The organism is Ruegeria sp. AE4 (assembly GCF_056542185.1).
This window is the reverse complement of the sequence record NZ_JBQFZK010000001.1, coordinates 120394-141855: the sequence shown is the minus strand read 5'-3', so window position 1 is coordinate 141855 and position 21462 is coordinate 120394. Positions and strand designations below refer to the sequence as shown.

Sequence of the window (21462 nt, the reverse complement as noted above, 5' to 3'; positions counted from 1 at the left end):
AGGGCACATTTTTTATGGCGCTGAATTGAGCCCCCGTGATCGGCGAACCGATTGCCCGACACGGGCGCCATCCCCACCTTCTTCCTGCGGATGCTGAACGAAGAAAGGTGCGCGATGTTCCTACGATCCCTGATCCAAATCCTGTTCGTCTTTGTACTCCTCGCGGGGGCGGCACCTGATGCGGTATCCGCAAAGCCCAACAGCTATCCCGGTGAGAATTCGAAGTTCAATTCGAACGATCCCGCCGTCATCGCGCGCCAGAAAGCCGAGCAAAAACAGCGCAGGGAAATGCGCAGGCAAAAGCGGGAAGACAGGCGTCGCGAGCGGTTGGAAAGGCGCAACAACCGCTCGGACTGAAACCGTTTACTGATCTTTGCCCAGCATGTGATCCATCGAGATCGACGGCTGATCGCATCCGGCCTCGCCCACGATCTTGGCCGGGATACCGGCAACGGTCTTGCACGGCGGAACGTCCTGCAACACCACCGAACCGGCGGCGATACGACTGCAATGGCCGACTTTGATGTTGCCCAGCACCTTTGCCCCGGCCCCGATCAGAACACCGTCTCCGATTTTTGGATGGCGGTCTTCCTCTTCCTTGCCGGTTCCGCCCAGCGTCACAGAATGCAGCATCGACACGTTGTCTCCGACCACGGCGGTTTCACCGATGACGATGGAATGGGCGTGGTCGATCATGATCCCCTTGCCGATCCTCGCGGCCGGGTGAATATCGATGCCGAAAATCTCCGACGATCGCATCTGGAAGAAATACGCCAGATCATAACGCCCCTTGCGCCACAGCCAATGCGCGACGCGATAGGCCTGCATGGCCTGATAGCCCTTGAAATACAGAATGGGCTGCAACAACCGATGGCAGGCCGGATCACGCTCATAAACCGCCATCAGATCGGCGCGGGCGGCTTCCAGCAAACCGGGATCGTTTGCATAAGCCTCGTCCACGATCTCGCGCAGAACCATCATCGACATTTCGTTCGAACACAGCTTGGCCGCGATCCGATAGGACAGTGCACGCTCAAGGCTGCGGTGATGCAGGATACAGGCGTGCACAAGCCCGCCCATAAGCGGCTCTGTCTCGACGGCTGCTTGGGCCTCGGATGTGATACGGTTCCAGACCGGATCGACCGGTGTCACGGGGCTGCGTTTTTCAAACATAGCTTTTGATCCTTTGCTGCGCCTAGAATGCCATTTAGTGGCAAAAAGGCCAAACGCAAACCCGTGATCCGCGATACAACGAAAATGAATGAGTCCGAACGCGCATATTTTGAAACACGAATTCACGAGCGTCTGGCCGAACTGGATCAATTGTCCGCATCAGGCCAGCAGGCTCAGGCCGTTGTTGAACTGGATCAGCAGGCGGTTGGTCGGCTCAGCCGCATGGATGCGTTGCAAAACCAGGCGATGGCAAAGGCACAACAGGTGAATCGCAATGTCGAAACCCGCCGCCTTCAGGCCGCGTTAAAGCGTCTGGACGAGGGGGAATACGGCTATTGCGAGGATTGCGGCGACCGTATTCCCGATGGGCGATTGTATCTGGATCTGGCCGCCAGCAAATGCGTCAGCTGCGCAACCGGGTGATCAGAAACTCGGCAAGATGGTGCAAAACCAACGAGAAACACTGACAATATTGCAAATCGTCAAACCCCGGCTCATCGGCCAGCACCCTGTTGCGCGCAACCGCCATCAACGATCCGTTGCCGTAAACCGGATGCAGCCGACCCGTGTGCGCGCGGTGATTGTCGGCCAGTTCCGCCTCATAGATCATCCGGACGCATAAGCGGGTCCGCTCTGGCGGCGGCGCCGCCAACAAGGCGCGCGCCGCGGCACTTACATCACCGTGCAATAGCGGTCGCATCGGGCCGCTTACCCGACAACCAGTCGCGCCATCGCACCGGGGCCGTAAATGGCCGACACCTGCGCAATCCCGACCTCATATGACCCGGTCAGACCATCTGCCGCCTTCAATGCCGCCGAATAGGACCACCCTGGCAGGGATGTCATCTCTTCACGAACAAGGGTTCCCCCAGCAAAGACACGCACAAGATAGGATTCGCTTTCCTCGCCCAGTGGAACCTCCAGCCCTGACCAGTCATCCCCATCCAACCGGGTGCGCCGCACCCAGGTCAGGTGATCGCCGGTTGCGTCGGATCGCACCCGGAGGTGAACCGGGGAAAACGGGCGCAAACCATTGCCATCGAATGAGGCGATCAGGTGCTGGTAAGCCGGATCATCGTAACCACGGGTCGCCGGGCCGATGCGATAGTGTTTGGCCAGCCCCCGCTCGTTGCGCAACAGGTTGATCTGCTGCACCTGATCGTTCAGCACCACGAATATGGACCCGTCCGGCCAGACATCCGGCATCAGGGCATCCGACCCCAACTGGCCTCTCAACCGCCCGGACAACGCGTAAACGCCGGGGGACTCAAGCGTGGCATCCGAGAACTGGAACACCTCCCAGTTGCCGGGTGTTCCGTCGCCGATGGCCGCCAGATTGACACCGTTCAGAACCGCGCCACGCGGACGCGATTCCAACTGACCGGCCAACAGCCGCACCTTCACGGCCGCGCCTTCGTCCCAGACGCCGATACTGGCGCGCCTCAGCGGTGTTTCGGTCACGCCCACAATGGCCTGACCGGGGATCACATCACTCAGGCTGTACCCCTCATCGGTTGAGGAGGAATAAACCGTCGCGGCCCCCGGCCAGGGATCAGCGGTCACCGCAAGATAAGGTGCATGCGGGACCTCTGCCCCGGTGATCAGCGGCAGGTCCAGAAACACCGGCAACACGGGAACGGGCGCGGCATAGGGTCTGACAACCGCCGGGTCGTCGCGCAATTGCGATGCCTTATACACGCCCTGTTCAACCCGAACCGCCTCGACCAGTTGCAGATCGGCCGATTCCAGTCGGTCAATCCGGTAAAGCGGGCTGTTTTCGGTTTCTGACAACCGCACCAGATCACCTGCGCCCAGATGCAGCAGCGATGGCGGCAAGGCAAACCGCACCGTATCGCGGGAAACACGGGCCTCGCTCAACCAGCGCTCAGCCGTTTGCCGGCCTTCGGTGCGTGTCATGGATAACGGCATCTCGTTGACCGAGACCGAATGCGTGCTGTCCTCGGGCAGAACCGCCTCTTCCGCAACCAGATCGTGATCCGCATCCGACTGGACAAAGCGCAGGCGCACGCGGCCCGTCATCTCGGCCTCGGCTTCACGCCGGTGTTCAACCGTGCCATCCAGATCACCGCTGATCGCCAGATGATCGGGGTTCAGGGCAATCGCGCCATAGCCATCCCGCATCTGAAAGCGCAAGATGCCGTTCCGTTCGATCGCGTCGAACCCATAGCGCAGCATCAGCGGCTGCAAAGCCGACCGCGCATTTGTCACATCTTCGATGACATATCCCCGAACCACGCCATAAAGCCCGGTAACATCGATATCTGTCACCCCTGCCGCGTGGCAAATTTCAGTCGCGACCGAGGCCAGCGTGCGCGAGCCGGACCGGCCGTTCAGCCAATGCCCCCGGTCATAGTTTGACCCATCATCCCACTGGCTTCGCAGATTTGGAAAGGTCGGAAACGGGCGGGTATCCCACGCCCAGACATAGGCATTCGCCAGGTCCAGCATTGGTCCGCCATAGACTTGCGACACCGGGTTGACGTTCGGGTCGCTCCAATATCCAAGGGTCGCCGCCAGGTACTGAACCTGAATGAAATCGTCACGCAGCCCGTTTGAATATGCAGGCAACAGCGATTCAGACGATTTCGGATCCAGAAACTTGTTCGGCTGGTTCGTGCCCTTGTCGATTGCCGCACATCCCAACTCGGTAAACCAGATCGGCTTTGATCCGGGCACCCAGTCGGTCGGATTGGGCTGACGAACACCGCCGATCCGCTCGTGATGCAGATTTGACCACCAGCCGCGCAGGTCCTTGTAGCGCCAGACCCATGGCTCATCATGCTCCTGATCTTCGATGGGCGTTCTGATCTGTGCCTCGGCCTCTTCCGGCGCGGCATAATACCAGTCATACCCCTCGCCCCCCTCGATATTGCCGCGCAGATACCCAAGGTCGTAGACCGACGGCGCACCTGCCTCGGCGTCCACGTGGTTTTCTCCATCACGCCAGTCAGACAAAGGCATGTAGTTGTCGATGCCAATGAAATCGATGTTATCATCCGCCCATAACGGGTCGAGGTGAAAATACCTGTCTCCGCTTCCATCCGGCTGGTATCCGAAATACTCGCTCCAATCCGCCGCATAGCCGATCTTGGTGTCCGGGCCCAGAATCTGGCGCACCTCTGCCGCCAGCGCACGCAGTTGCGCAACGGCGGGAAAGCCCGAGGCTCCGCGGATCTGGGTCAGGCCACGCATCTCGGACGAGATACAGAAGGATGACACCCCACCAGCCGCCTTGCACAACATGGCATAGTGCAGAATGAACCGGCGCAGGCCCCATTCCTGCGGGCCAGAGTATTTGACGATCTTCGTGGCCGGAACCGGACCATTGCCAAGCAAGCCGCCAAACGTGCCGCCACCGTTTACCCATTGCAAATCGCCAGGCCCGCGATCATCCGGCCGCCCGCCAAGCACCGGGCCCGAGCCACTGCTGCCGCTGCCGCCGCCGATGTCCACCGGGGCGTCAAAACCTTCGTTGATCGTAAAATCCGCAGCACTTGCCGTCCCAAAGAACGCGGCCACCTGCGCGTCCGCCGCCGCGGTCTGATCAGCAGACCCCGCGCGCCCCGGCGCCACATCCAGCGTGATCCGTCCCCGCCAAGGCAGGTGGGGCTGACTTGTGGCCTCTGACCAGGGATCGGGCAGCCCGTTTCCCTGCAATTGCTCCATTAGGATGAACGGATAGAACATGACCCGTTTTCCCGACTGGTTGAGGTGTCGGATCGCCTCGACCACCGCCGGGTCTGCGGGTGTTCCGCCATAGACCGGGCGGCCGTCCTGCCGCGCGACCTGGCCCGCCGTGCTGCGGACCTGATCCGACACGATCCATGGCATGTTGCGGCTGTCCGTACCACTCTGTTCGACCTTGGGCCGGATCGTGCATGTGCCGCATCTCAGATCGTCACCGAACCACGACACCACCAACGAGGCCGCGCCGCAATTTGGCAGCTCGGTCTCCAGCGCACGGGTCGAGCTCACAAGATCCGATACACCCGACGCGGAATGCACATTGGCCGCCCAGCTTGTCCCGGATTGCGTATAATTCACCTGCGAACGGGCCAGCGCATACTCGCCCGTACCCGGAATCACCGCCACGCCCCGCACGATCTGCGGCAGGGCGCTTGGGTAATCCGGCATGTCGCGCTGCGCGGGGCGCACCACCTCGAACGAGAACTGCGGCACCCGGTTGCCAAAACTCGCAAGCGGGAAATCCTCGATCACGACATAGGCTGTACCGCGATAGGCCGGCACCGTACCCGCCCCTTCGATTGCTTCGATCAGGGGATCGGGCAACTGATCCTGCGTGCCGTGATAGATGCGCATGTTCAGCCCGGATCGGTCCTGTTCTTCCCCGTCTGCCCAGATGCGCCCGACATCGGCGATCTCGCCTGCACCAACGGCAATGGCCAGCGAAATCGAATAGCTGTAGCTGACGGTGGTCACTTCGGGGGCCTTGGGTTTGCCTTTGCCCCCGCCTCCGCCGCCCTGCGTTTCCCGGGTCTCGGTCTCAAGAAAGTCCGACGCCCAGATGACCTGACCACCCACGCGCATACGCCCAAAGACCGTGGTCACCGGTGCACCCTCGCCGGTTTCCGTCAGCCTGAACCGGTCCATGCGGCCTGTTTCGACGACTTCGCTGCCACTGCCCATGACGGACTGGCTGAAGAACCTCTGGTCGATGACCCGCCCAACCGTCGCGCCAATGGCCCGGCCGATGATCGCGGTGGACAGGCCCGCGACCGTTCCGCCGATTGAACCGCCCAGCGCCGCCCCGGCTGCGGAAAGAAGAATAGTAGCCATCAGAGCACCTCCAACGGGAATTCGAAACAGGAAACGACCCTGCGGCGCCAAGGGCCGCTCAGCGCGTTCTCGACGACGCCATGACCGGAATAGGCGTGAACGAACCTCGGCTCGTGGCCTGCGACGCTGACGATGCCAAGATGTTTGGCCACGCTGCCATCGCGCATCCGGAACAGCAGCACATCTGCGACCGCGAAATCGCCGACCGGTTTTTCGACCAGATGCCGCCGCGCCGCCGCCCACATGCGTTCCTCGCCCTGCGGCTCGGACCAGTCCAGACTGTAGACCGGAACCGCCTCGGGCTCCTGTCCGATCACGGCGCGCCAGACGCCGCGCAGCAGGCCCAGACAATCCGTGCCCGCCCCCTTGGTCGAGGCCTGATGCACATAAGGCGTCCCCAGCCAGCTGCGCACTTCTGCGACAATATCCTGCCTGTGTATCGTCACCTCAGGCTCCCTCCGCTGTTGGCTTTGCTCTGTTTGGGAACGGCCATCACCCAATCTTCGCCCGGAAGATCGGGAAAGCCCTGAAAGTTCAGAAGGTTGTTGAACTTCAAACGACAGGTCTCCATGCGTTTGTCGCACCCCGCCCTCAGCCTGACCGTGTCACCCGGCACCAGGCTTTCCCCGAAACCGGACCAGAGCGTGATCTGCCGCCCGTCCGCCACCTGCTGGTCATGCTTGATTGATGACCAGAGCCCCTTCGCCGCTCCCGACACAACGTCAATCCTGCCGCGCTCGAACCAGCCGTCTTCGATGGTTGCCCCGCCCGCGACAAGCAGAACGGTTCCACCATCAAAACCGGTGACGGCGCCCTCAATCCAATAGCCGGGCGTATCCATGTCGAACCGACAGGTCCGGTCCCCCAAAACGGCAGTACAAGGCTTCTGATACACGCGCCCCAACGGGCGGTTCAGCAAATCGGTCAGGCCACGCAACTCGGCGTGGAATGCACCGCCTGCGCGCCGCAATTCCCCGATCGAGCCCCGGAACTGAAGGATGCGCTGATCCGGGTCGGCCCAGTTGACCAGCCACGCGCGCACTTCGGCCCCGTCGAACCGCCCCGCCTCGATATCCTCTTCGCGAATGGCCGCATCCGACAGCGCGCCCATGGCTTCGGTGTTGTCAATGGACAGGCCGGTGGCCTGCTCGATGGCCGCCGCCGTCAAACCGGTGCTGGCCCTGAACGTCAATCCGTCAAAGCCAAGTTCCAGATCATGATCGGTGAACCCGTATTCCTGACCATCCCGGCGTCTGATCGCCCAACACCGGCACACGGTGGTCATCCCGCTTTGCAGATGCGCGTGCAGGCCCTGTTCATCCACAGCCATCAGACACGCACCTCAACCACGGGAACGTTCGGCGCCTCTCCGGCCTGAAAACTGGCGACGCTGGTATGGATCTTGTCGGTGTCAAACCGCACCGGCACATCGAATTCGAACCCGGCGGTGATATCCACCTCTTCCGGTGGCGGGTCGGCAAAGGTGATCCGGCCTGTTGCCAGATCAACCTCGAATTCCACGCCCTCCCGGATCTCATCCTGATCCAGCCCCAGACGCACCGTCCCAAGCACCGGCTTGACGATGGGGCGGGCATAGCTGACCCCGCCCGAGCTATAGGTCTTGATCAGCTGAAACTCGGTCCGCACACCGTCGCCGCGTGCGATAACCTGATCTCCGACATCGACATCCAACGTGGCCTTGCCGGATTTGAAATCCGACCAGTCCTTCCAGCGAAACCCGTACATCTGGCCCTGCCGCGCCTCGAAGAACGAGATCAGCGTCTCGATATCGTCCAGCGAGCGCATACCCAGCCCCGCGTCATACCTGCGCCGGGAATGGGCCCAGGGCGTGTTGCGCTCTTCGAACCCGTTGGCCAGCGTCACGATATCCGTGCGCCGCTCGGGGCCCCCGACCGAGCCAAAGCTCAGGCTGGCGGGAAATCTCACCTCGTGGAAAGTCATCACCTGCTCCCTGATTTACCTGTTGCGATTGCCGCGCCCCAACGCACGGCTCATCTGTGCTGCAATCTGTCCCTGCGAGCGGCGGAACCCCTGCACATCCGGGGTCGTGATGTTCATCACCACATTCACCGAACGCCCACCGCCCTGCGTGCGCACGCCCAGCTTGCCGTCCGCGCCGCGCGCCAGCGGCATGATCGCCTCGGGGCCGGCCTCGCCCATCAGCCCGGTGCCGCCGCGCATCGGAAACATCGTCGGGCTGCTGACCACGCCGCCATTGGCAAACGGCATCACCCGGCCCTGGCTGAAACTGCCGCCATCGGCAAAGGGCAGAAGACCCTGCACCAACCCGCCGACCGAGTTTGCCAGCAATCCGCCAAAATGATCCGTCACCGGCTTGATCGCGGCTGCATAAGCCGTTTGGATCAACGAGTTCTTCAGCACATCCAGCGCGCCCGACAGGCTCATCCCGTCCAGAACCACGCCATCGAACGCCTTGCGCAAACCGCTGGACATGCCCCGTTCCAACGTGGCGACATCCTTGCCGGTTTCCTCGAACGCGGCGCTGATCCGCTTCATCTGGCTGTCAAACGCCGCGGCCATCGTCGCAGCATCACCCAGGGCATCGCCCAGCGCTGCCCCCCGCTCCTGCAAGTCGTCAAACCCGTCACGATCCGTCATCACGCTCTCCTTGTTGCTTGTCCGGGAAGGCGGCCAGCAGCGCGTCAAGGCCTGCCCGGTTCATCGCGGACATCCCGGCGCCCTGCCCCAGCATCAGCCGCAGTTCTGCCGGGGTCAGACGCCAGAACTGATCCGGCGTCAGCCGCAGCCCCAGAAACCCGGCCCGCATCAGGGCGGGCCAGTCAAACCCGCTCATGTCGTTTCCGGCACCATGAAGGCGCGGGCCAGCAGTTCGGCCGCCGCTTTGGCCGCAGCCATCGGGCCGCCCTCGATTTCGGCATGAAGCAGGTCGGCGCGGCTGGTATCCCGGCCCCCGCCCCGCAATCCGGCAACGATCAGCGCCAGCACGTCACTGCTGGAATACGCGCCACCCTCGAACCGCTGCACCAGCTCGACCAGGGATCCGGTGTTCAGCTCCTGCTCCAGTTCCGCCAAAGCGCCCAGCGTCAGCTTGAGCACCCGCCGCTCTCCATCGATGGTCAGTGCCACCTCGCCCGTCCACGGATTGGCCATGCGATTACAGCGCCGTAAAGCTCAGCGCACCGGCGCTTGCCATGCTCATCTCATAAGTCGCCTCACCGTTGTGCGAGCCTGCATACTCGATGCCCGTCACCTGAAACGCCCCCTCGACAATGCCGAAATCGGGGATGATCACCTGAAACGCCGGGGTCTCGCCGTCAAAGAACAGCTGCCGCGCACGTTCGTCCGTACCAGCATCCTTGAACACGCCCGAGCCCGAGATTGAGGCCGATTTGACCCCCGCCCCCGACAACAGCTCGCGCCAGCCCCCCTGGCTTTCCAGGCTGGTGACATCCACGCTTTCGGCGTTGAAACTGATCCGCGTGGCCCGCAGGCCCGCTATGGTCTGGAACAGGCCCGTGCCGTTCATATCCACTTTGACCAAAAGGTCTTTTCCGTTCTGGGCAGCCATGTGCTCTCTCCGTTGATTGCTTAGTCGTCTTCCACGCGGGCGCGGAATCTCAGGTCGATCTGGCGGATGCTGCCGCCTGTCCCGGTCCGCCGGGCCGAGGCGCGCTCGAACCACAGCCCGATCAGATGCCCGCGGCTCAGAGCCAGTGGCGCATTGTCCAGCGCGTCACACACCGCCCCGGCCAGCGTCTTTGCCGCGCCAAACCCGGCGGCTTCGGACACCACCGAAACCGTGAAGCGGTGGATCGCACCCGCGCCCGACCGGTCCGAAGCGTCGCGGACCTCTTCCGGGCCCAATGTCACATAGGTCTGCGGAACCGTTCCCGTGGGCACCGCGTCATAGATCGCGCCACCGGACTGGCCGCTGACATCCGCATCCCCGGTCAGGTGCTGAAACACCGCCGCCTGCAGGGCGGCTGATACGCCATAACTCATGCCGCCACCTCTTCATCCGCGAAACAGGTCAGGTACTGGCCGCGCGCGTCGCGCTCAGCCACGGCGCGGATGACGAAACGGCGATTGCCTTCGCGAAACCGCTGATCCGGCGCCGGGCGCATGGTCGATCCCTCGGGCGCGCCCCGCACCACGATGCGATACCCCACGCGCGAGACGGAAACGCCGGCGATCTGCCGTTCCGCGCCACTGCGCGCCGTGACCTCGGCCCACAGCGTTCCCAGCGCGGCCCATGCCTCGGTATATCCCCCGGACCCGTCAGCGCTGCGCATCGGGGCCTCAAGCACCAGCTTGCGGTTCAGACGCGGCGTGTTCATTGCACCACCCCCGCACCAAAGCGCACCATCCGATAGCGCTGGATCAGGCTGGTAACCCCAAACGGCATACACCCCGCGCCCAGCGCGGTCTCGTCCCGGTATTCGTAATAATGCGCCGCCAGCAGCAGAACCGCCTGGCCCAGATCGGCGGGCAAACCGGCCCAATCCGTGGCCATCCCGGCCGTGAAGGAGATCTTCACCGCACCCCCCGTTGCAATCGCAGGCAGGGCCGACCCGACCGGCCGCACCCGCGGGCGCTGGCCATCGCGTTCCAGCCGATACACCGCCGCATCCGCAACGGTTTCAGAACCTGCAGCATCGGTCAGCGTCATGGCCAGCACCGATGTCACCGGAGCAACCGGTAAAACCTCGCCCAACGGATCGCGCCAACCGCTCAGGCTCCATGAAAAGTCGCGCTCGATCAGAACCTTGCCGGTGCGCGCCTCAATCGCGGCCATGGCCGCCCGCAGGAACCCCTTCAGCACCTCGTTCTGAACGTCATCCTCGGCAAAGCCCCTGCCCAGCCGCAGATGCGCCTTGAACTGATCCACCGGCAGCGCCGCATCCGCGATGGCGGTTTCTTCGATCAACATCATCCATTCACTCCGCAATCTCGGACCCCACCGGGGGCCTCAGTCAGGAAAATGACGGGCACGCGCCGCCCCACGTTGCTCGGACGGAGGGGAGCAGCTAGACAACGCGGGGGATCTCACCCCGGCCCGCGCCCGCCGCCCGAGGGGCCGATGGCCCCCCGGATTCGTCACCGCTTAGGCGATGCCGAATTTCACCAGCTTGATGGCTGCAAAGTCGCTCACATCGCCGCCCACACGCTTGGTCGCATAGAACAGGACATGCGGCTTGGCGCTGAACGGATCACGCAGCACGCGCAGATCGGGGCGCTCGGCGATGGTGTAACCGGATTTGAAGTCGCCAAACGCGATCGAGAAGCTGTCCGAGGCCGCGTCCGGCATGTCCTCGGCAATCAGTACCGGATAGCCCATCAGGCGCGCGGGCTCACCGGCGGCCAGACCGTCCGACCACAGGAAGCGGCCATCGCTGTCTTTCAGCTTGCGGATCACACCCGCCGTTTTCGAGTTCATGACGAATGTGCCATTGACCCGGTATTGCGCGCCCAGCGCATAAACCACATCGACAATCGCATCCGCATCGACGCCGCCATCGATGCCGGTGGCAACATACCCCAGGCTGCCCCAGGACCACGTGTCATCGGATACCGCACGGTGGATCATCAGACCCTTGGGTTTGTCCACACCATCACCCGTGATAAAGGCCGCCGCCTCGGCACGGGCGAACTTGTCGGCAATCCGACCGGCCAGCCAGCCCTCGACATCGAACGCGCTGTCATCCAGCAAACGTTGCGAGGCTTTGGGCAGCGCGCTCAACTCGTGCAGCGGGATCGAGATACGGTCAATCGACGGGGTTCCGGTTTCGGAAGTGGCCGAATTCTCATCTGCCCAGCCGGCACCGACATCGGTATGGTCGATCAGCACATCGAACGAATTCGCCTCGACATTCACCACCGACGCAATCGAACGGATTGACGCGGTTGCGTTCAGAACCGACTTGATCGTCTCGGCGGTCTGCGGATCGACCAGATACCCACCATCGCTGTTGACGGCGGTGGACAGCGATTTGCTCTCCATTTCCAGCCCGCGCAGCCCATCATCCTCGCCCGAGCGTACATAGGCGTCGAACGCCTTCTGGTGCGGGGCACCGTCCAGGGTCGAGGCCGCAAGATGCGGGCGCGCCGCGATGGTTGATTTACGATCCAGCATGGTCAGTCGCTCTTCTGTCTGTTGCAATTTGGTTTTAACTTCAGCCTTCAGGCCCTTGAATTCATTCACGAAGCCAGCCATCGCCTGCTTCACCTCCTGAACCAGGGGCGCACCCTCTCCGGTCAAGGCCGGGATCTCGGTCTTGCTCATCAGCATGTCCTGTTTTTGGGTGGGTTTGAGGCGCGCTAGGTCCGCGCCAGCTCCTGCCGGGCGTCGTTGAACACCTCGGCAATACTGCGCCAGGTGTTCTCGGCATCGGGGTCGCTCCCCTTTGCCGCCACCCGCGCACTGGGCAGCATCGGGAAGGTCACAAGCGACACCTCCCACAGCTCCAGTTCGGTCAGGACCCGGTGGCCCTTGTCATTCTTCACGGCCCGTTTGGTGCGATAGCCGATCGACAGGCCATCCATCGCACCCGCCCGGATCAGCTCGGCCGCTTCCCGGCCTTTCTGGGTGCTTTCCAGCAGGCGACCCTTGACCCACAAGCCCTTGTCGTCCTCGCGCACCTCGTCCCAGACACCTATGGGTTGCGCCGGGTCGTGCTGCCACAGCATCTTGACCCGCTGACCCGCCTTGGCGAGCCCCTCAAGCGAGGCGCGATAGGCCCCGCGCTGCACCATGTCACTGCCCTGATCGACTTGCCCGAACAGGCTGGCATAGCCTTCGATCACCGCATCCTCGGTCACTGACAGGATGTCACCAAACCCTGCGAACTTATGCTCCAAATCCATGAACTTCTCCATGTAACCCACTGAACTTATGGCGTTACCACCAGGAATGACTGAAACGCCTGCGCCAGGATCACTGCGGCCACACCATAGACTGTCAGCCACAGCCGTTTCTCCAGCCGCTCCATCATCTCTTCGATCTGATCCAGCCGCCTGCACAGATGCGCGTGCTGGATCTCGGCCACCCGCTCATGCGCGGCCAGACGTAGCCCCGGCGCGCAGTCGAACGGCGGATACCCCTCAGCCATCGGCACGCTCCGGCAGCCCCAGCAATCTGCGTTTTTCCACATCGCTCAGGAATTCCGCCCGGTTGACCCGCGCCCATTGCGCATCCCTCTCGGCAGACAGGGCCGTTACCTGATCCAGATCGGGCTTCAGGATCAGGTCCTCGCCGGTAAAGCCCGTCAGCCACTCCGACACCGCCGCCGCCACCCGCGTCACCAGGGGCAGCACGGTAAGGCGGTAAAACGCCCGGTTGGCCTCCTGATAGTTTGAATAGGTCGCGTCGCCCTGTATGCCCAGCAGCATCGGCGGGACCCCAAAGGCCAGCGCGATCTCGCGGGCGGCGGCTTCCTTGGTCTTCTGAAACTCCATGTCCGAGGGGGAAAAGCCCATCGGCTTCCAATCCAGCCCCCCCTCCAGAACCATCGGCCGACCCGCATTGCGCGCCCCGCGATAGTTCTGCTCGATCTCGTCGGACAAGCGGCGGAACTGCTCCTCGGCCATCATTCCGTGCCCATCACCGCCCTTCCACACCAGCGCCCCCGAGGGCCGCGCGGCATTGTCCAGCAGCGATTTCGACCACCGCGAGGCGCTGTTGTGCACATCAATCGCCGTCGCCGCCGCCTGCATCGGCGAGAACCCGTAATGATCATCTTGCGGGTGGAACGTCTTGATATGGCAGATGGCCTCGGCCGAGAACCGGTGCGTCTTGCCGCCGACGCTGTAATCATAGGCCTTGGGCCACCCATCCGCCCCCGGCACCACGCTCATCCGGTCCGAGCGCAGAACATGCAGCTCAACCGGCAGCCCGTCCTCGGCCTGCACCGCCTCGACATAAGCATTGCCCGACAGCAGCAGCTGCCCGAACAGGGCCTCCAGCATCTCTGCCCGCCCCTGCGCCGCATTCGGGCGCCGCAACAGAGCCAGGATCGGATGCGCATCGAAACGCTGCCCCTGACCCTGCAATATCAAGGGCAGAGCCGCCGCCGATTCAGCAATCAGCTTGACCGACCGAAACCCCACCGGATTGCCCGAAAATCCCGTCCGCGTCAGAGACACCGTGTCCCGCGGGCTCCACGCCACGCGCCCGCCGGTCTGCCACGCCACCACAGGCCCCGTCGCGCTCGCCTTCGCCTCGGGCGCTGCCTCAGCCGATCCACGACGCAAGAAATCGAATACCATCTGTGCTCCTTTCTGCCGCCGCTTTGCCCGGCTTGTTGAAAGGAGTTATGACGGAAAGACGTTTAAGCCTTGGGAACGGGGCGTACGGGGGGTGCGCAACGGGTCAATCACGCGGATCGTTTCGGTTCGCAAACCTGCTTTCGATCACGCTGAACATCAGTATCAAGTATATCCAAGGTAGGGTTAGTACGTAGTAGAGGAGCGATCGTTGTTCTGAAATCGACGCAAACAGCAAGATTGCAACGAAGATCAGTCTGACAAATAACCCTTGCTTCAGAACCGGCAACTCAGCTGCAGACGGGAACTTCAGTACTTTTCCGATGAAATCCATGGTCCTACCTGTCAAGGCAACACGACCGAATAGTCGCAACTAGATGCTCGGCATCCGGAATATAGTCTAGCAAAATGGGATAATGCGTCCTGCCAAAGAGAATTGGATGACCTGGGTGAGAAAGCCCGAGTCCGAATGGCTGTACTTGCTGTTCGGAAAGAAGAATACCAACCTCAAGTGACGGGTAAGGGCGCGTATCGACAACAGAGTACGGAAACGTTGCTGAATGCTCACACGATATGACATAGAGCCGTACACCAAGTCTCCAATTTCTACCGCGCCTACAAACAATCACGCGCCTATCTGTGACAAAGTAGGCCAGGTTGTTCAGCACATACTGACGCTGGCTCGCGATGCCTGTTGAAAACAAGAAAAAGGCGAATGTCGTGGCCCCATAAATCCAAAGCGCATCACCGGGACCAAACTGGGCGTCGGCATTGATGAACGGCAGCGTCGCCCACATGACAACACAAGCAATTAAGTTAAAGAAATGGAGCTTACGCTCGTCACCTACAACTTGAAAGTACTTGGTTCCGTAACCCGGTCCACCTGACCAAAGTAGCTTTTCGTCGGGGTCAAGAATATCTTTTAAATCAAATCTGTTAGTATTGGTTACTGTGACCTTTTGCATAGCTTGGCCTATACACTGCCATATCTCCAGAAACCAGCCGCAAACAGTTGATAGAAAAGCTTGGTTAAAGCTTTGTTGTCGTCATTACTTCGCCATCGCTAGGCTCACAACGCCCGCACCCTCGGCCTTCGAAACGCCCCCGCAGGCCCCACCACCAACTCATGCAGCGCCCAGACCAGCGCGTCGACCCGGTCGGGTGAGCCCTGCCCCTCGAACCCGCGCGCCGTCATCTGGCACATCTGCTCCTCCAGCGCGTCCAGCCCGGCCACATGGGCCACCCGCCCCTGCTCGTACAGCGCCGCTACAGGCTCGGCCCGCGCGACCTTGCCGCGTGACGCCCGCACCGCACGATAAGGGACCAGAGGGTCCACCTGCCGCACGACCTCTTCCACCAGTTGCCCGCCCTGATTGACCTCGGCCACCAGCCGTTCGGCCCCGAACTCATCCATCGTGTCAATCGCCGCCTGCGCCCAGCCCGCCGGGCCAACGCCCTGCACCGTCCGGTCAGCCAGCACGAACGCCCGCCACGCCTCAGGCGGGCCTTGCACTTGCGCGCCAACCACCACGATCCCGCAGGCATCCGCGCCTGACCCGGATGTCACCGCCGGGTCCAGCGCCACCACGATGCGATCCAATTCGGGCACCTGCGCACAGCGCGCCGCCTCCAGCATCGAACCCGTCCACAGCGCTCCTTCCGCGTCTGACAGCAGCACCCCGTCCAGCTCCTGCCGCCCCAGCCGCGTACCCGCATAGCGCGCGCGCACTTCTTCCAGAAACGACGCCGCCAGATTGGCCCGGTTCGCTTCGGTCGGCGCATGGGTCTGCACGGTGGACGACGACGCCAGCAACTCCTTCAAAACCTTCACATTGCGCGGCGTTGTGGTCACGCAAACCCGGGGCCGCTCGCCCAAACGCAGCGCAAATTGCAGCATGTCCCAGGTCTCGCTCGCCTTCTTCCACTTGGCCAGCTCATCCACCCAGGCCGCATCGAACTGCGGCCCGCGCAGCCCTTCGGGATCATGTGCCGAAAACGCCTGAGCCTCGGCCCCGTTGGGCCAGATCAGCTTGCGTTCCGATGCCTTCCACACGGGTCGCCGATCCGGGGGCGAGCATTGCAATATCCCGCTGTCGCCAAAGATCATCACGTCGCGCACCTGATCGAATGTTTCACCCACCAGCGCCACGCGGCACGCCTCGCCCTTGTCCAGCGGTTTCGGCCCCTCGACCATCGACCTTACCCACTCGGCCCCGGCCCGCGTCTTGCCCGCACCGCGCCCGCCCATGATCACCCAGGACCGCCAGTCGCCCTCGGGCGGCAATTGATGTGGCAGCGCCCAGAATTCAAACAGGAAAGGGAGGGCACACAGCCCCCCCTCCCCGATCTCACTCAGAAAACTCTCCCGCACCGCAGCATCGGCGGAGGCGAGCCAGCCTGCACCCGATCTCAAATCGGGCCCGCTCAAGGTCGAGCGCATAGCCCCCTTGGGCAATTCCGGCTTGTCTGTAATGTTGTTCGACAAAGCTTGTCTCCACTTTCTGGCAACTTCGGATCAGCCCCTCCAGCTGACCGAGTTGCTTGGCTGAACCAGCAAGATCTGCATCCTCCCCGGCACCGATCTGTTTGCGCAGGTCTTCTGCCGCTTGCCGCAGATCGCGAATGGACCTTTCCAGGGACTGCAACAGTTCAGCCGTCTGGGAAATCCGCTCTTCCGGGGTAATCAAAGTCATGTTTGCCTGTGACCTCATGCGTGAGTGTTCTCCGCACGAGAGAAACGAAAAAACGGCCATCGGGTCACCCCGAGGCCGTTCGCCCACTTCTTCTAGCATGACACAACCTATACGGGATAAAGCGCGCAAAGTCAAGGGTTTACGCAACAGGTACGCAACAGGGATCGTACGGTGCGGGTTAACGGACAGTGAATTTCCGGCTGTGGTAACCCTCGGCCTAAACGCCGCCCCGCCCTTTTGCCTCCCTAGCCCTGACCGCCTAACCGACCAGAGGGGTTAATACAGGGTTACCCCTGTGCCGCTTTCAGCGTGTACAAATTGCACAACCCCCGCGCGGACGCGTGTACAAACCTGACATTTTCCGAAGTCGCGCTCAAAATCGCCCGCATCACCCGATTTCGGCGCCGCAGGGTCCGGCGCGCTGCAAAACCAGTTCTTGACATTTCCCCCCGAAACCCTCATGTGCCCCTCATCACGGCGCCACCGCGTGAGCATCGTCGGGCTTCAGGCCCCACAGCGCCAACACATAACTCCCAGTTCCCCTTCACGCAGGGTTCTTTAGGCGATGGCCGGATGGCGCTGGATACGCTCGCGCATCCCGAGGTCTCGCTCAACCCTGCCGGTCACATGAACGTGGCCAGTCATCACCTGCTCGCGGGGCTTAACCTGCGGGCCGTAAAGGATAATTTTTTGTTCGACTTCGATATGCTCGGCCTCGCGCCGACACTGAACGACGCGTTGAAACGCGCCAATTTCACACAACCCACCCCGATTCAGAACCAGGCCATTCCGCTGGCCCTGAACGGGCATGACATCCTCGGGCTGGCCCAAACCGGCACCGGCAAGACACTGGCCTTTGGCCTGCCTCTGATCGACCACCTGCTGGCACAACCCGGCAAGCCCGATCCCAAAACAGCCAAATCGCTGATCCTCGCCCCTACACGCGAGTTGGTGAACCAGATCGCCGACAGTTTGCGCACCCTCACCAAAGGAACAAAGCTGCGGGTCGCCACAGTTGTTGGTGGCCAGTCGATCAACAAACAAGTGATGTTCCTTGCCCGCGGCACCGATATTTTGGTCGCCACCCCGGGGCGCCTGATTGACCTGATGGAACGCGGCGCTGTTGACCTTGGTTCGGTGCGCCATCTGGTATTGGACGAAGCAGATCAGATGCTTGACCTGGGCTTCATTCACGCTCTGCGTCGCATCGCGCCTGCACTGGGAACACCCCGCCAGACCATGCTGTTCTCGGCCACAATGCCGAAACAGATGGAGGAGCTCAGCCGTGCCTATCTGAACAATCCACAGCGGGTGCAGGTTTCACCCCCGGGCAAGGCGGCGGACAAGATCACTCAGTCCCTTCATTTTGTTCCAAAAGCCGAAAAACCCTCTAAACTTCGCCATATCCTGTCTCAGGACGCGGATGCACTGACGCTGGTCTTCACCCGCACAAAACACGGTGCCGAGCGGCTGATGAAAGGGCTGGTCGCCGATGGCTTCAACGCAGCATCCATTCACGGGAACAAAAGCCAGGGCCAGCGTGACCGGGCCATCAATGCCTTCCGCGCTGGAGAGGTGAACATACTGGTGGCCACCGACGTTGCCGCGCGTGGCATCGACATCCCCGGTGTCGCCTATGTCATCAACTTCGACCTGCCCGACGTACCCGACAATTACGTCCACCGTATCGGGCGCACCGCCCGTGCCGGGCGCGAAGGGGAAGCGATCGCGTTCTGTGCACCGGAAGAAGTCGACCTGCTGCGTCAGATCCAGAAGCTGATGAAAATTGAAATCCCTGTCACAAGCGGCACCATGCCGGAAGGGGTCGAGGTTCAGCAACCTGCACGTCGTCAAAACAACCGCCGTCGCGGGTTTAAACCCAAACCGGCCAACGGTGATGGGAAACCTTCCAGCAGCAGACGGCGCCGTCCCAACAAAAGACGTTCAGCCGCCTAAGGACTGAACAGGCTGCCAAAGAAAACGCCGACGCCAGTTTTCATACCGGCGTCGGCGTTTTTTGTTAGCAAAACCAGCATTCCGCCGGGCTTAATTCCCCGAGCTTTGCTGTTCCTCAATTTCGCGCCATTTGGCAACGTTGCGATTATGCTCCTGCAGGGTTTCTGCAAACGCATGACCGCCCGAGCCGTCGGCGACGAAGAATACATAGTTGGTGTCATCCGGCGCAACCGCAGCTTCAAGGCTCGCCAGACCCGGATTTGCAATCGGCGTGGGGGGCAGCCCATCAATCTGATAGGTGTTCCACGGTGTCGGACGGTTCAGTTCGCTGCGCCGCAACCCGCGGCCCAATGTGCCCTGCCCCTTTGTCACGCCATAGATGACGGTCGGATCTGTTTGCAGGCGCATCCCCTGTTTCAGGCGGTTCACGAACACACTGGCGACCTGGCCACGTTCCTCCGGAACACCGGTTTCCTTTTCGATGATAGACGCAAGGATCAGCATCTCTTCAGGAGTGTCCAGCGGCAACCCGCCTTGGCGGCTTTCCCAAACCGCGTTGATCCGCAGTTGTTGCTTGTCCTGCATGGCCTGCAAAATCGCATTGCGATCCTGTCCGGCCACAACATCGTAACTGTCCGGGGCCAACATGCCCTCAGCCGGGATCTCGGTCACTTCACCTGACAGCGCTTCGAATGATTTCAGAGCTTCAACCACCTGCCACGAGGTCACACCTTCGGCCAGCGACACGCGATAGCGCGTGTCAGCCTCGTTGCGCTTCTCGGTATAGGCATCAGGCGTTTCTTCCTCTGCCGCATCAAATGAAGCAATCTCGACGAAATCCAATGTTGCCGGGTTCAATTCACGCACGCGGGTTTGGGTGCGTGTCACACCGATACGGTATTCGATTTCCGACCCACAAGTGCTGGCGCCGCTGCTGGTGATTTCTTCGATGATCTGCGCCATAGACGCGCCTTCGCGCACCAGAAAGCTGCCCGCTTTCAACCGCTGCGCCTGATCGGTATAGTCAGCGGCCATCCGAAACAGAATTGAACTGCGAATGGCACCCTGATCTTCCAGATCGCGACTGACACGTGTCATATTCGAACCGCTTTTGACCTGAAGGCAAATCGCAGTTTCAAGCGGGCCTTCGGCCTTGTACTGCGACTGTCCCCACAGGATCAGACCGCCCACCAGAAACAGGCCGACCACCAGGATGGTCAGCGCATTCGAAGCGATGGCCCGCCACATTTAACTGACCTTTCCGAAGATCACGCTGGCATTGGTTCCGCCAAACCCGAACGAGTTCGACAACGCCACGTTAATCTCACGCTCGCGCTTGGCGTTGGGGGCAAGATCAATCGGAGTTTCAACTGCCGGGTTGTCCAGGTTGATTGTTGGCGGTGCGACCTGATCGCGGATCGCCAGGATTGAGAATATCGCCTCAATCGCACCCGCAGCACCCAGCAAGTGACCGGTTGCCGACTTGGTCGAGCTCATCGTCGCATTCCCGGCATGCTCGCCCAACAGGCGCTCGACAGCACCCAGTTCGATCGTGTCCGCCATGGTCGAGGTGCCATGCGCGTTGATGTAATCCAGGTCTTTCGGCTCCAGCCCGGCGCTGCGCAACGCCGCTCTCATGGAGCGTTCGGCCCCGTCGCCATCCTCGGACGGGGCGGTGATGTGATAGGCGTCGCCCGACATACCATAGCCCAGAACTTCGGCGTATATCTTGGCACCACGCGCCTTGGCGTGCTCGTAATCTTCCAGAACCACGATGCCAGCGCCCTCTCCCATAACGAAACCGTCACGGTCCACGTCATAGGGTCGGCTGGCAGCCTTGGGATTATCTGCATATTTGGTCGACAGCGCCTTACATGCGTTGAACCCGGCAATACCGATCTCGCAGATGCAGCCCTCGCCACCACCTGCCACCATGACATCCGCGTCACCCGCCCGGATGATGCGGCTGGCGTCGCCGATTGCGTGCGCCCCGGTTGAACACGCGGTCACGACCGAGTGGTTCGGCCCTTTGAACCCGTGGCGGATTGATACCTGACCCGAGGCCAGGTTGATCAGTGCGCCCGGAATGAAGAACGGAGATACCCGGCGCGGACCCTTGTCGCGGATCAGGTTCGCGGTATTGGCAATCGATCCCAGACCACCAATGCCCGAGCCGATCAGAACACCAGTACGCAGGCGCGATTCTTCGTCTTCCGGCAGCCAGCCTGCATCCTTACAGGCCATTTCGGCGGCTGCGATGGAATACAGAATAAAGTCTTCGATCTTGCGTTGCTCTTTCAGCGGCATCCAGTCATCGGGATTGAAGGTCCCGTTGGTTCCGTCGCCGCGCGGCACCTCGCAGGCGTAGGTCGTTGCGACCCCGCTTGCCTCTGCATCGAAATGCGTGATTGGGCCTGCGCCGGACTCTCCGTCCAGCAGCCGCGACCAGGTTTCCTCGACCCCGCTGGCCAAAGGAGTGACCAATCCAAGACCGGTTACAACAACTCTGCGCATGAAGTGCCTCTTGCCTGCTTCCTGTTATGAGAACCGCTCATAC

The 21462-nt window shown here is 61.8% G+C and carries 24 protein-coding genes and 2 pseudogenes; 3 read left to right on the top strand and 23 right to left on the bottom strand.

Annotated features, from left to right (window positions below):
* The first annotated feature begins 51 nt into the window (after positions 1-51).
* Entirely contained in the window at positions 52-357 is a 306-nt protein-coding gene (locus ACR0EK_RS00755; protein WP_480473362.1) for a hypothetical protein, read from the top strand.
* A 6-nt stretch (positions 358-363) separates the two neighbouring features.
* Here the strand turns inward: ACR0EK_RS00755 and cysE are convergent, their stop codons facing one another.
* Positions 364-1173 (bottom strand): serine O-acetyltransferase, encoded by an 810-nt coding sequence (cysE, locus tag ACR0EK_RS00750; RefSeq protein ID WP_267364267.1) that lies wholly within the window; start codon positions 1171-1173, stop codon positions 364-366.
* Between the two features lie 84 nt (positions 1174-1257).
* Here cysE and ACR0EK_RS00745 point away from each other — a divergent pair, with 84 nt between their 5' ends.
* Complete coding sequence (locus ACR0EK_RS00745; protein WP_480564273.1) at positions 1258-1596, top strand: TraR/DksA family transcriptional regulator; 339 nt, start codon at positions 1258-1260, stop codon at positions 1594-1596.
* Here ACR0EK_RS00745 and ACR0EK_RS00740 read toward each other — a convergent pair.
* The 20 genes and pseudogenes from ACR0EK_RS00740 to ACR0EK_RS00645 all read right to left on the bottom strand — a co-directional run bounded on the left by ACR0EK_RS00740 (position 1577) and on the right by ACR0EK_RS00645 (position 16949).
* The gene (locus tag ACR0EK_RS00740; RefSeq protein WP_480564271.1) at positions 1577-1873 is read right to left on the bottom strand and encodes a DUF7742 family protein; all 297 of its coding nucleotides are present in this window, start codon (positions 1871-1873) and stop codon (positions 1577-1579) included. The genes ACR0EK_RS00745 and ACR0EK_RS00740 overlap by 20 nt on opposite strands.
* A gap of 8 nt (positions 1874-1881) precedes the next feature.
* Positions 1882-4497: pseudogene (locus tag ACR0EK_RS00735) on the bottom strand (baseplate multidomain protein megatron); the annotation flags it as partial.
* 162 nt (positions 4498-4659) lie between these two features.
* Positions 4660-5991: pseudogene (locus tag ACR0EK_RS00730) on the bottom strand (baseplate multidomain protein megatron); the annotation flags it as partial.
* A complete protein-coding gene (locus ACR0EK_RS00725; protein WP_480564268.1) occupies positions 5991-6437 on the bottom strand; it encodes a C40 family peptidase in 447 nt (148 codons plus the stop codon). The gene ACR0EK_RS00725 and the pseudogene ACR0EK_RS00730, both read right to left, overlap by 1 nt.
* Complete coding sequence (locus ACR0EK_RS00720) at positions 6434-7321, bottom strand: DUF2163 domain-containing protein (protein WP_480564265.1); 888 nt, start codon at positions 7319-7321, stop codon at positions 6434-6436. Before ACR0EK_RS00720 ends, ACR0EK_RS00725 begins: the two co-directional genes overlap by 4 nt.
* Entirely contained in the window at positions 7321-7953 is a 633-nt protein-coding gene (locus ACR0EK_RS00715; protein WP_267364987.1) for a DUF2460 domain-containing protein, read from the bottom strand. The genes ACR0EK_RS00720 and ACR0EK_RS00715 overlap by 1 nt, the downstream gene beginning before the upstream one ends.
* Before the next feature lie 15 nt (positions 7954-7968).
* Positions 7969-8631, bottom strand: a complete 663-nt coding sequence (locus ACR0EK_RS00710) for a phage tail tape measure protein (RefSeq protein WP_480480413.1) — start codon at positions 8629-8631, stop codon at positions 7969-7971.
* Positions 8618-8827 (bottom strand): rcc01693 family protein, encoded by a 210-nt coding sequence (locus ACR0EK_RS00705; protein WP_267364990.1) that lies wholly within the window; start codon positions 8825-8827, stop codon positions 8618-8620. The genes ACR0EK_RS00710 and ACR0EK_RS00705 overlap by 14 nt, the downstream gene beginning before the upstream one ends.
* A complete protein-coding gene (locus ACR0EK_RS00700) occupies positions 8824-9144 on the bottom strand; it encodes a gene transfer agent family protein (protein WP_267364992.1) in 321 nt (106 codons plus the stop codon). The genes ACR0EK_RS00705 and ACR0EK_RS00700 overlap by 4 nt, the downstream gene beginning before the upstream one ends.
* 4 nt (positions 9145-9148) lie before the next feature.
* Complete coding sequence (locus ACR0EK_RS00695) at positions 9149-9562, bottom strand: phage major tail protein, TP901-1 family (RefSeq protein ID WP_267364994.1); 414 nt, start codon at positions 9560-9562, stop codon at positions 9149-9151.
* A 20-nt stretch (positions 9563-9582) separates the two neighbouring features.
* Positions 9583-9996 carry a DUF3168 domain-containing protein gene (locus tag ACR0EK_RS00690; RefSeq protein WP_480485295.1) on the bottom strand — a complete coding sequence of 138 codons (414 nt, stop codon included), beginning with the start codon at positions 9994-9996 and terminating at the stop codon, positions 9583-9585.
* Positions 9993-10331: a phage head closure protein gene (locus ACR0EK_RS00685; RefSeq protein WP_480485293.1), complete on the bottom strand. Its 339-nt coding sequence runs from the start codon at positions 10329-10331 to the stop codon at positions 9993-9995. Before ACR0EK_RS00685 ends, ACR0EK_RS00690 begins: the two co-directional genes overlap by 4 nt.
* Positions 10328-10927 (bottom strand): head-tail connector protein, encoded by a 600-nt coding sequence (locus ACR0EK_RS00680; protein WP_480485292.1) that lies wholly within the window; start codon positions 10925-10927, stop codon positions 10328-10330. Before ACR0EK_RS00680 ends, ACR0EK_RS00685 begins: the two co-directional genes overlap by 4 nt.
* Before the next feature lie 171 nt (positions 10928-11098).
* Positions 11099-12277 carry a phage major capsid protein gene (locus tag ACR0EK_RS00675; RefSeq protein ID WP_267365002.1) on the bottom strand — a complete coding sequence of 393 codons (1179 nt, stop codon included), beginning with the start codon at positions 12275-12277 and terminating at the stop codon, positions 11099-11101.
* Positions 12278-12312: 35 nt separating this feature from the next.
* Positions 12313-12870, bottom strand: a complete 558-nt coding sequence (locus tag ACR0EK_RS00670) for an HK97 family phage prohead protease (RefSeq protein ID WP_480564259.1) — start codon at positions 12868-12870, stop codon at positions 12313-12315.
* A gap of 14 nt (positions 12871-12884) precedes the next feature.
* Positions 12885-13103, bottom strand: a complete 219-nt coding sequence (locus ACR0EK_RS00665) for a GTA head formation protein, RCAP_rcc01685 family (protein ID WP_480480401.1) — start codon at positions 13101-13103, stop codon at positions 12885-12887.
* Entirely contained in the window at positions 13096-14259 is a 1164-nt protein-coding gene (locus tag ACR0EK_RS00660; RefSeq protein WP_480564256.1) for a phage portal protein, read from the bottom strand. Before ACR0EK_RS00660 ends, ACR0EK_RS00665 begins: the two co-directional genes overlap by 8 nt.
* A gap of 335 nt (positions 14260-14594) precedes the next feature.
* The gene (locus tag ACR0EK_RS00655; RefSeq protein WP_480564253.1) at positions 14595-15221 is read right to left on the bottom strand and encodes a hypothetical protein; all 627 of its coding nucleotides are present in this window, start codon (positions 15219-15221) and stop codon (positions 14595-14597) included.
* A 104-nt stretch (positions 15222-15325) separates the two neighbouring features.
* The gene (locus ACR0EK_RS00650; RefSeq protein WP_480564250.1) at positions 15326-16696 is read right to left on the bottom strand and encodes a DNA-packaging protein; all 1371 of its coding nucleotides are present in this window, start codon (positions 16694-16696) and stop codon (positions 15326-15328) included.
* The gene (locus tag ACR0EK_RS00645; RefSeq protein WP_480564247.1) at positions 16605-16949 is read right to left on the bottom strand and encodes a hypothetical protein; all 345 of its coding nucleotides are present in this window, start codon (positions 16947-16949) and stop codon (positions 16605-16607) included. Before ACR0EK_RS00645 ends, ACR0EK_RS00650 begins: the two co-directional genes overlap by 92 nt.
* A gap of 690 nt (positions 16950-17639) precedes the next feature.
* Here ACR0EK_RS00645 and ACR0EK_RS00640 point away from each other — a divergent pair.
* A complete protein-coding gene (locus tag ACR0EK_RS00640; RefSeq protein ID WP_480565243.1) occupies positions 17640-18905 on the top strand; it encodes a DEAD/DEAH box helicase in 1266 nt (421 codons plus the stop codon).
* Between the two features lie 90 nt (positions 18906-18995).
* Here ACR0EK_RS00640 and mltG read toward each other — a convergent pair whose 3' ends face one another.
* The gene (gene mltG / locus ACR0EK_RS00635; protein ID WP_480504731.1) at positions 18996-20153 is read right to left on the bottom strand and encodes an endolytic transglycosylase MltG; all 1158 of its coding nucleotides are present in this window, start codon (positions 20151-20153) and stop codon (positions 18996-18998) included.
* On the bottom strand, positions 20154-21419 hold the full coding sequence (fabF, locus tag ACR0EK_RS00630) for a beta-ketoacyl-ACP synthase II (RefSeq protein ID WP_209596796.1): 1266 nt from the start codon (positions 21417-21419) through the stop codon (positions 20154-20156). It lies immediately after the preceding gene.
* Positions 21420-21462 lie beyond the last annotated feature (43 nt).

What these genes read in the sequence shown, in the direction of transcription:
- ACR0EK_RS00655 (WP_480564253.1), bottom strand. Translation starts at nt 15,221, where the DNA reads ATGCAAAAGGTCACAGTAACCAATACTAACAGATTTGATTTAAAAGAT.
- ACR0EK_RS00700 (WP_267364992.1), bottom strand. Translation starts at nt 9,144, where the DNA reads ATGGCCAATCCGTGGACGGGCGAGGTGGCACTGACCATCGATGGAGAG.
- ACR0EK_RS00680 (WP_480485292.1), bottom strand. Translation starts at nt 10,927, where the DNA reads ATGATGTTGATCGAAGAAACCGCCATCGCGGATGCGGCGCTGCCGGTG.
- ACR0EK_RS00675 (WP_267365002.1), bottom strand. Translation starts at nt 12,277, where the DNA reads ATGAGCAAGACCGAGATCCCGGCCTTGACCGGAGAGGGTGCGCCCCTG.
- ACR0EK_RS00695 (WP_267364994.1), bottom strand. Translation starts at nt 9,562, where the DNA reads ATGGCTGCCCAGAACGGAAAAGACCTTTTGGTCAAAGTGGATATGAAC.
- ACR0EK_RS00660 (WP_480564256.1), bottom strand. Translation starts at nt 14,259, where the DNA reads ATGGTATTCGATTTCTTGCGTCGTGGATCGGCTGAGGCAGCGCCCGAG.
- ACR0EK_RS00650 (WP_480564250.1), bottom strand. Translation starts at nt 16,696, where the DNA reads ATGCGCTCGACCTTGAGCGGGCCCGATTTGAGATCGGGTGCAGGCTGG.
- ACR0EK_RS00645 (WP_480564247.1), bottom strand. Translation starts at nt 16,949, where the DNA reads ATGACTTTGATTACCCCGGAAGAGCGGATTTCCCAGACGGCTGAACTG.
- ACR0EK_RS00685 (WP_480485293.1), bottom strand. Translation starts at nt 10,331, where the DNA reads ATGAACACGCCGCGTCTGAACCGCAAGCTGGTGCTTGAGGCCCCGATG.
- ACR0EK_RS00745 (WP_480564273.1), top strand. Translation starts at nt 1,258, where the DNA reads ATGAATGAGTCCGAACGCGCATATTTTGAAACACGAATTCACGAGCGT.
- ACR0EK_RS00740 (WP_480564271.1), bottom strand. Translation starts at nt 1,873, where the DNA reads ATGCGACCGCTATTGCACGGTGATGTAAGTGCCGCGGCGCGCGCCTTG.
- fabF (WP_209596796.1), bottom strand. Translation starts at nt 21,419, where the DNA reads ATGCGCAGAGTTGTTGTAACCGGTCTTGGATTGGTCACTCCTTTGGCC.
- cysE (WP_267364267.1), bottom strand. Translation starts at nt 1,173, where the DNA reads ATGTTTGAAAAACGCAGCCCCGTGACACCGGTCGATCCGGTCTGGAAC.
- ACR0EK_RS00720 (WP_480564265.1), bottom strand. Translation starts at nt 7,321, where the DNA reads ATGGCTGTGGATGAACAGGGCCTGCACGCGCATCTGCAAAGCGGGATG.
- ACR0EK_RS00715 (WP_267364987.1), bottom strand. Translation starts at nt 7,953, where the DNA reads ATGACTTTCCACGAGGTGAGATTTCCCGCCAGCCTGAGCTTTGGCTCG.
- mltG (WP_480504731.1), bottom strand. Translation starts at nt 20,153, where the DNA reads ATGTGGCGGGCCATCGCTTCGAATGCGCTGACCATCCTGGTGGTCGGC.
- ACR0EK_RS00665 (WP_480480401.1), bottom strand. Translation starts at nt 13,103, where the DNA reads ATGGCTGAGGGGTATCCGCCGTTCGACTGCGCGCCGGGGCTACGTCTG.
- ACR0EK_RS00710 (WP_480480413.1), bottom strand. Translation starts at nt 8,631, where the DNA reads ATGACGGATCGTGACGGGTTTGACGACTTGCAGGAGCGGGGGGCAGCG.
- ACR0EK_RS00705 (WP_267364990.1), bottom strand. Translation starts at nt 8,827, where the DNA reads ATGAGCGGGTTTGACTGGCCCGCCCTGATGCGGGCCGGGTTTCTGGGG.
- ACR0EK_RS00690 (WP_480485295.1), bottom strand. Translation starts at nt 9,996, where the DNA reads ATGAGTTATGGCGTATCAGCCGCCCTGCAGGCGGCGGTGTTTCAGCAC.
- ACR0EK_RS00670 (WP_480564259.1), bottom strand. Translation starts at nt 12,870, where the DNA reads ATGGAGAAGTTCATGGATTTGGAGCATAAGTTCGCAGGGTTTGGTGAC.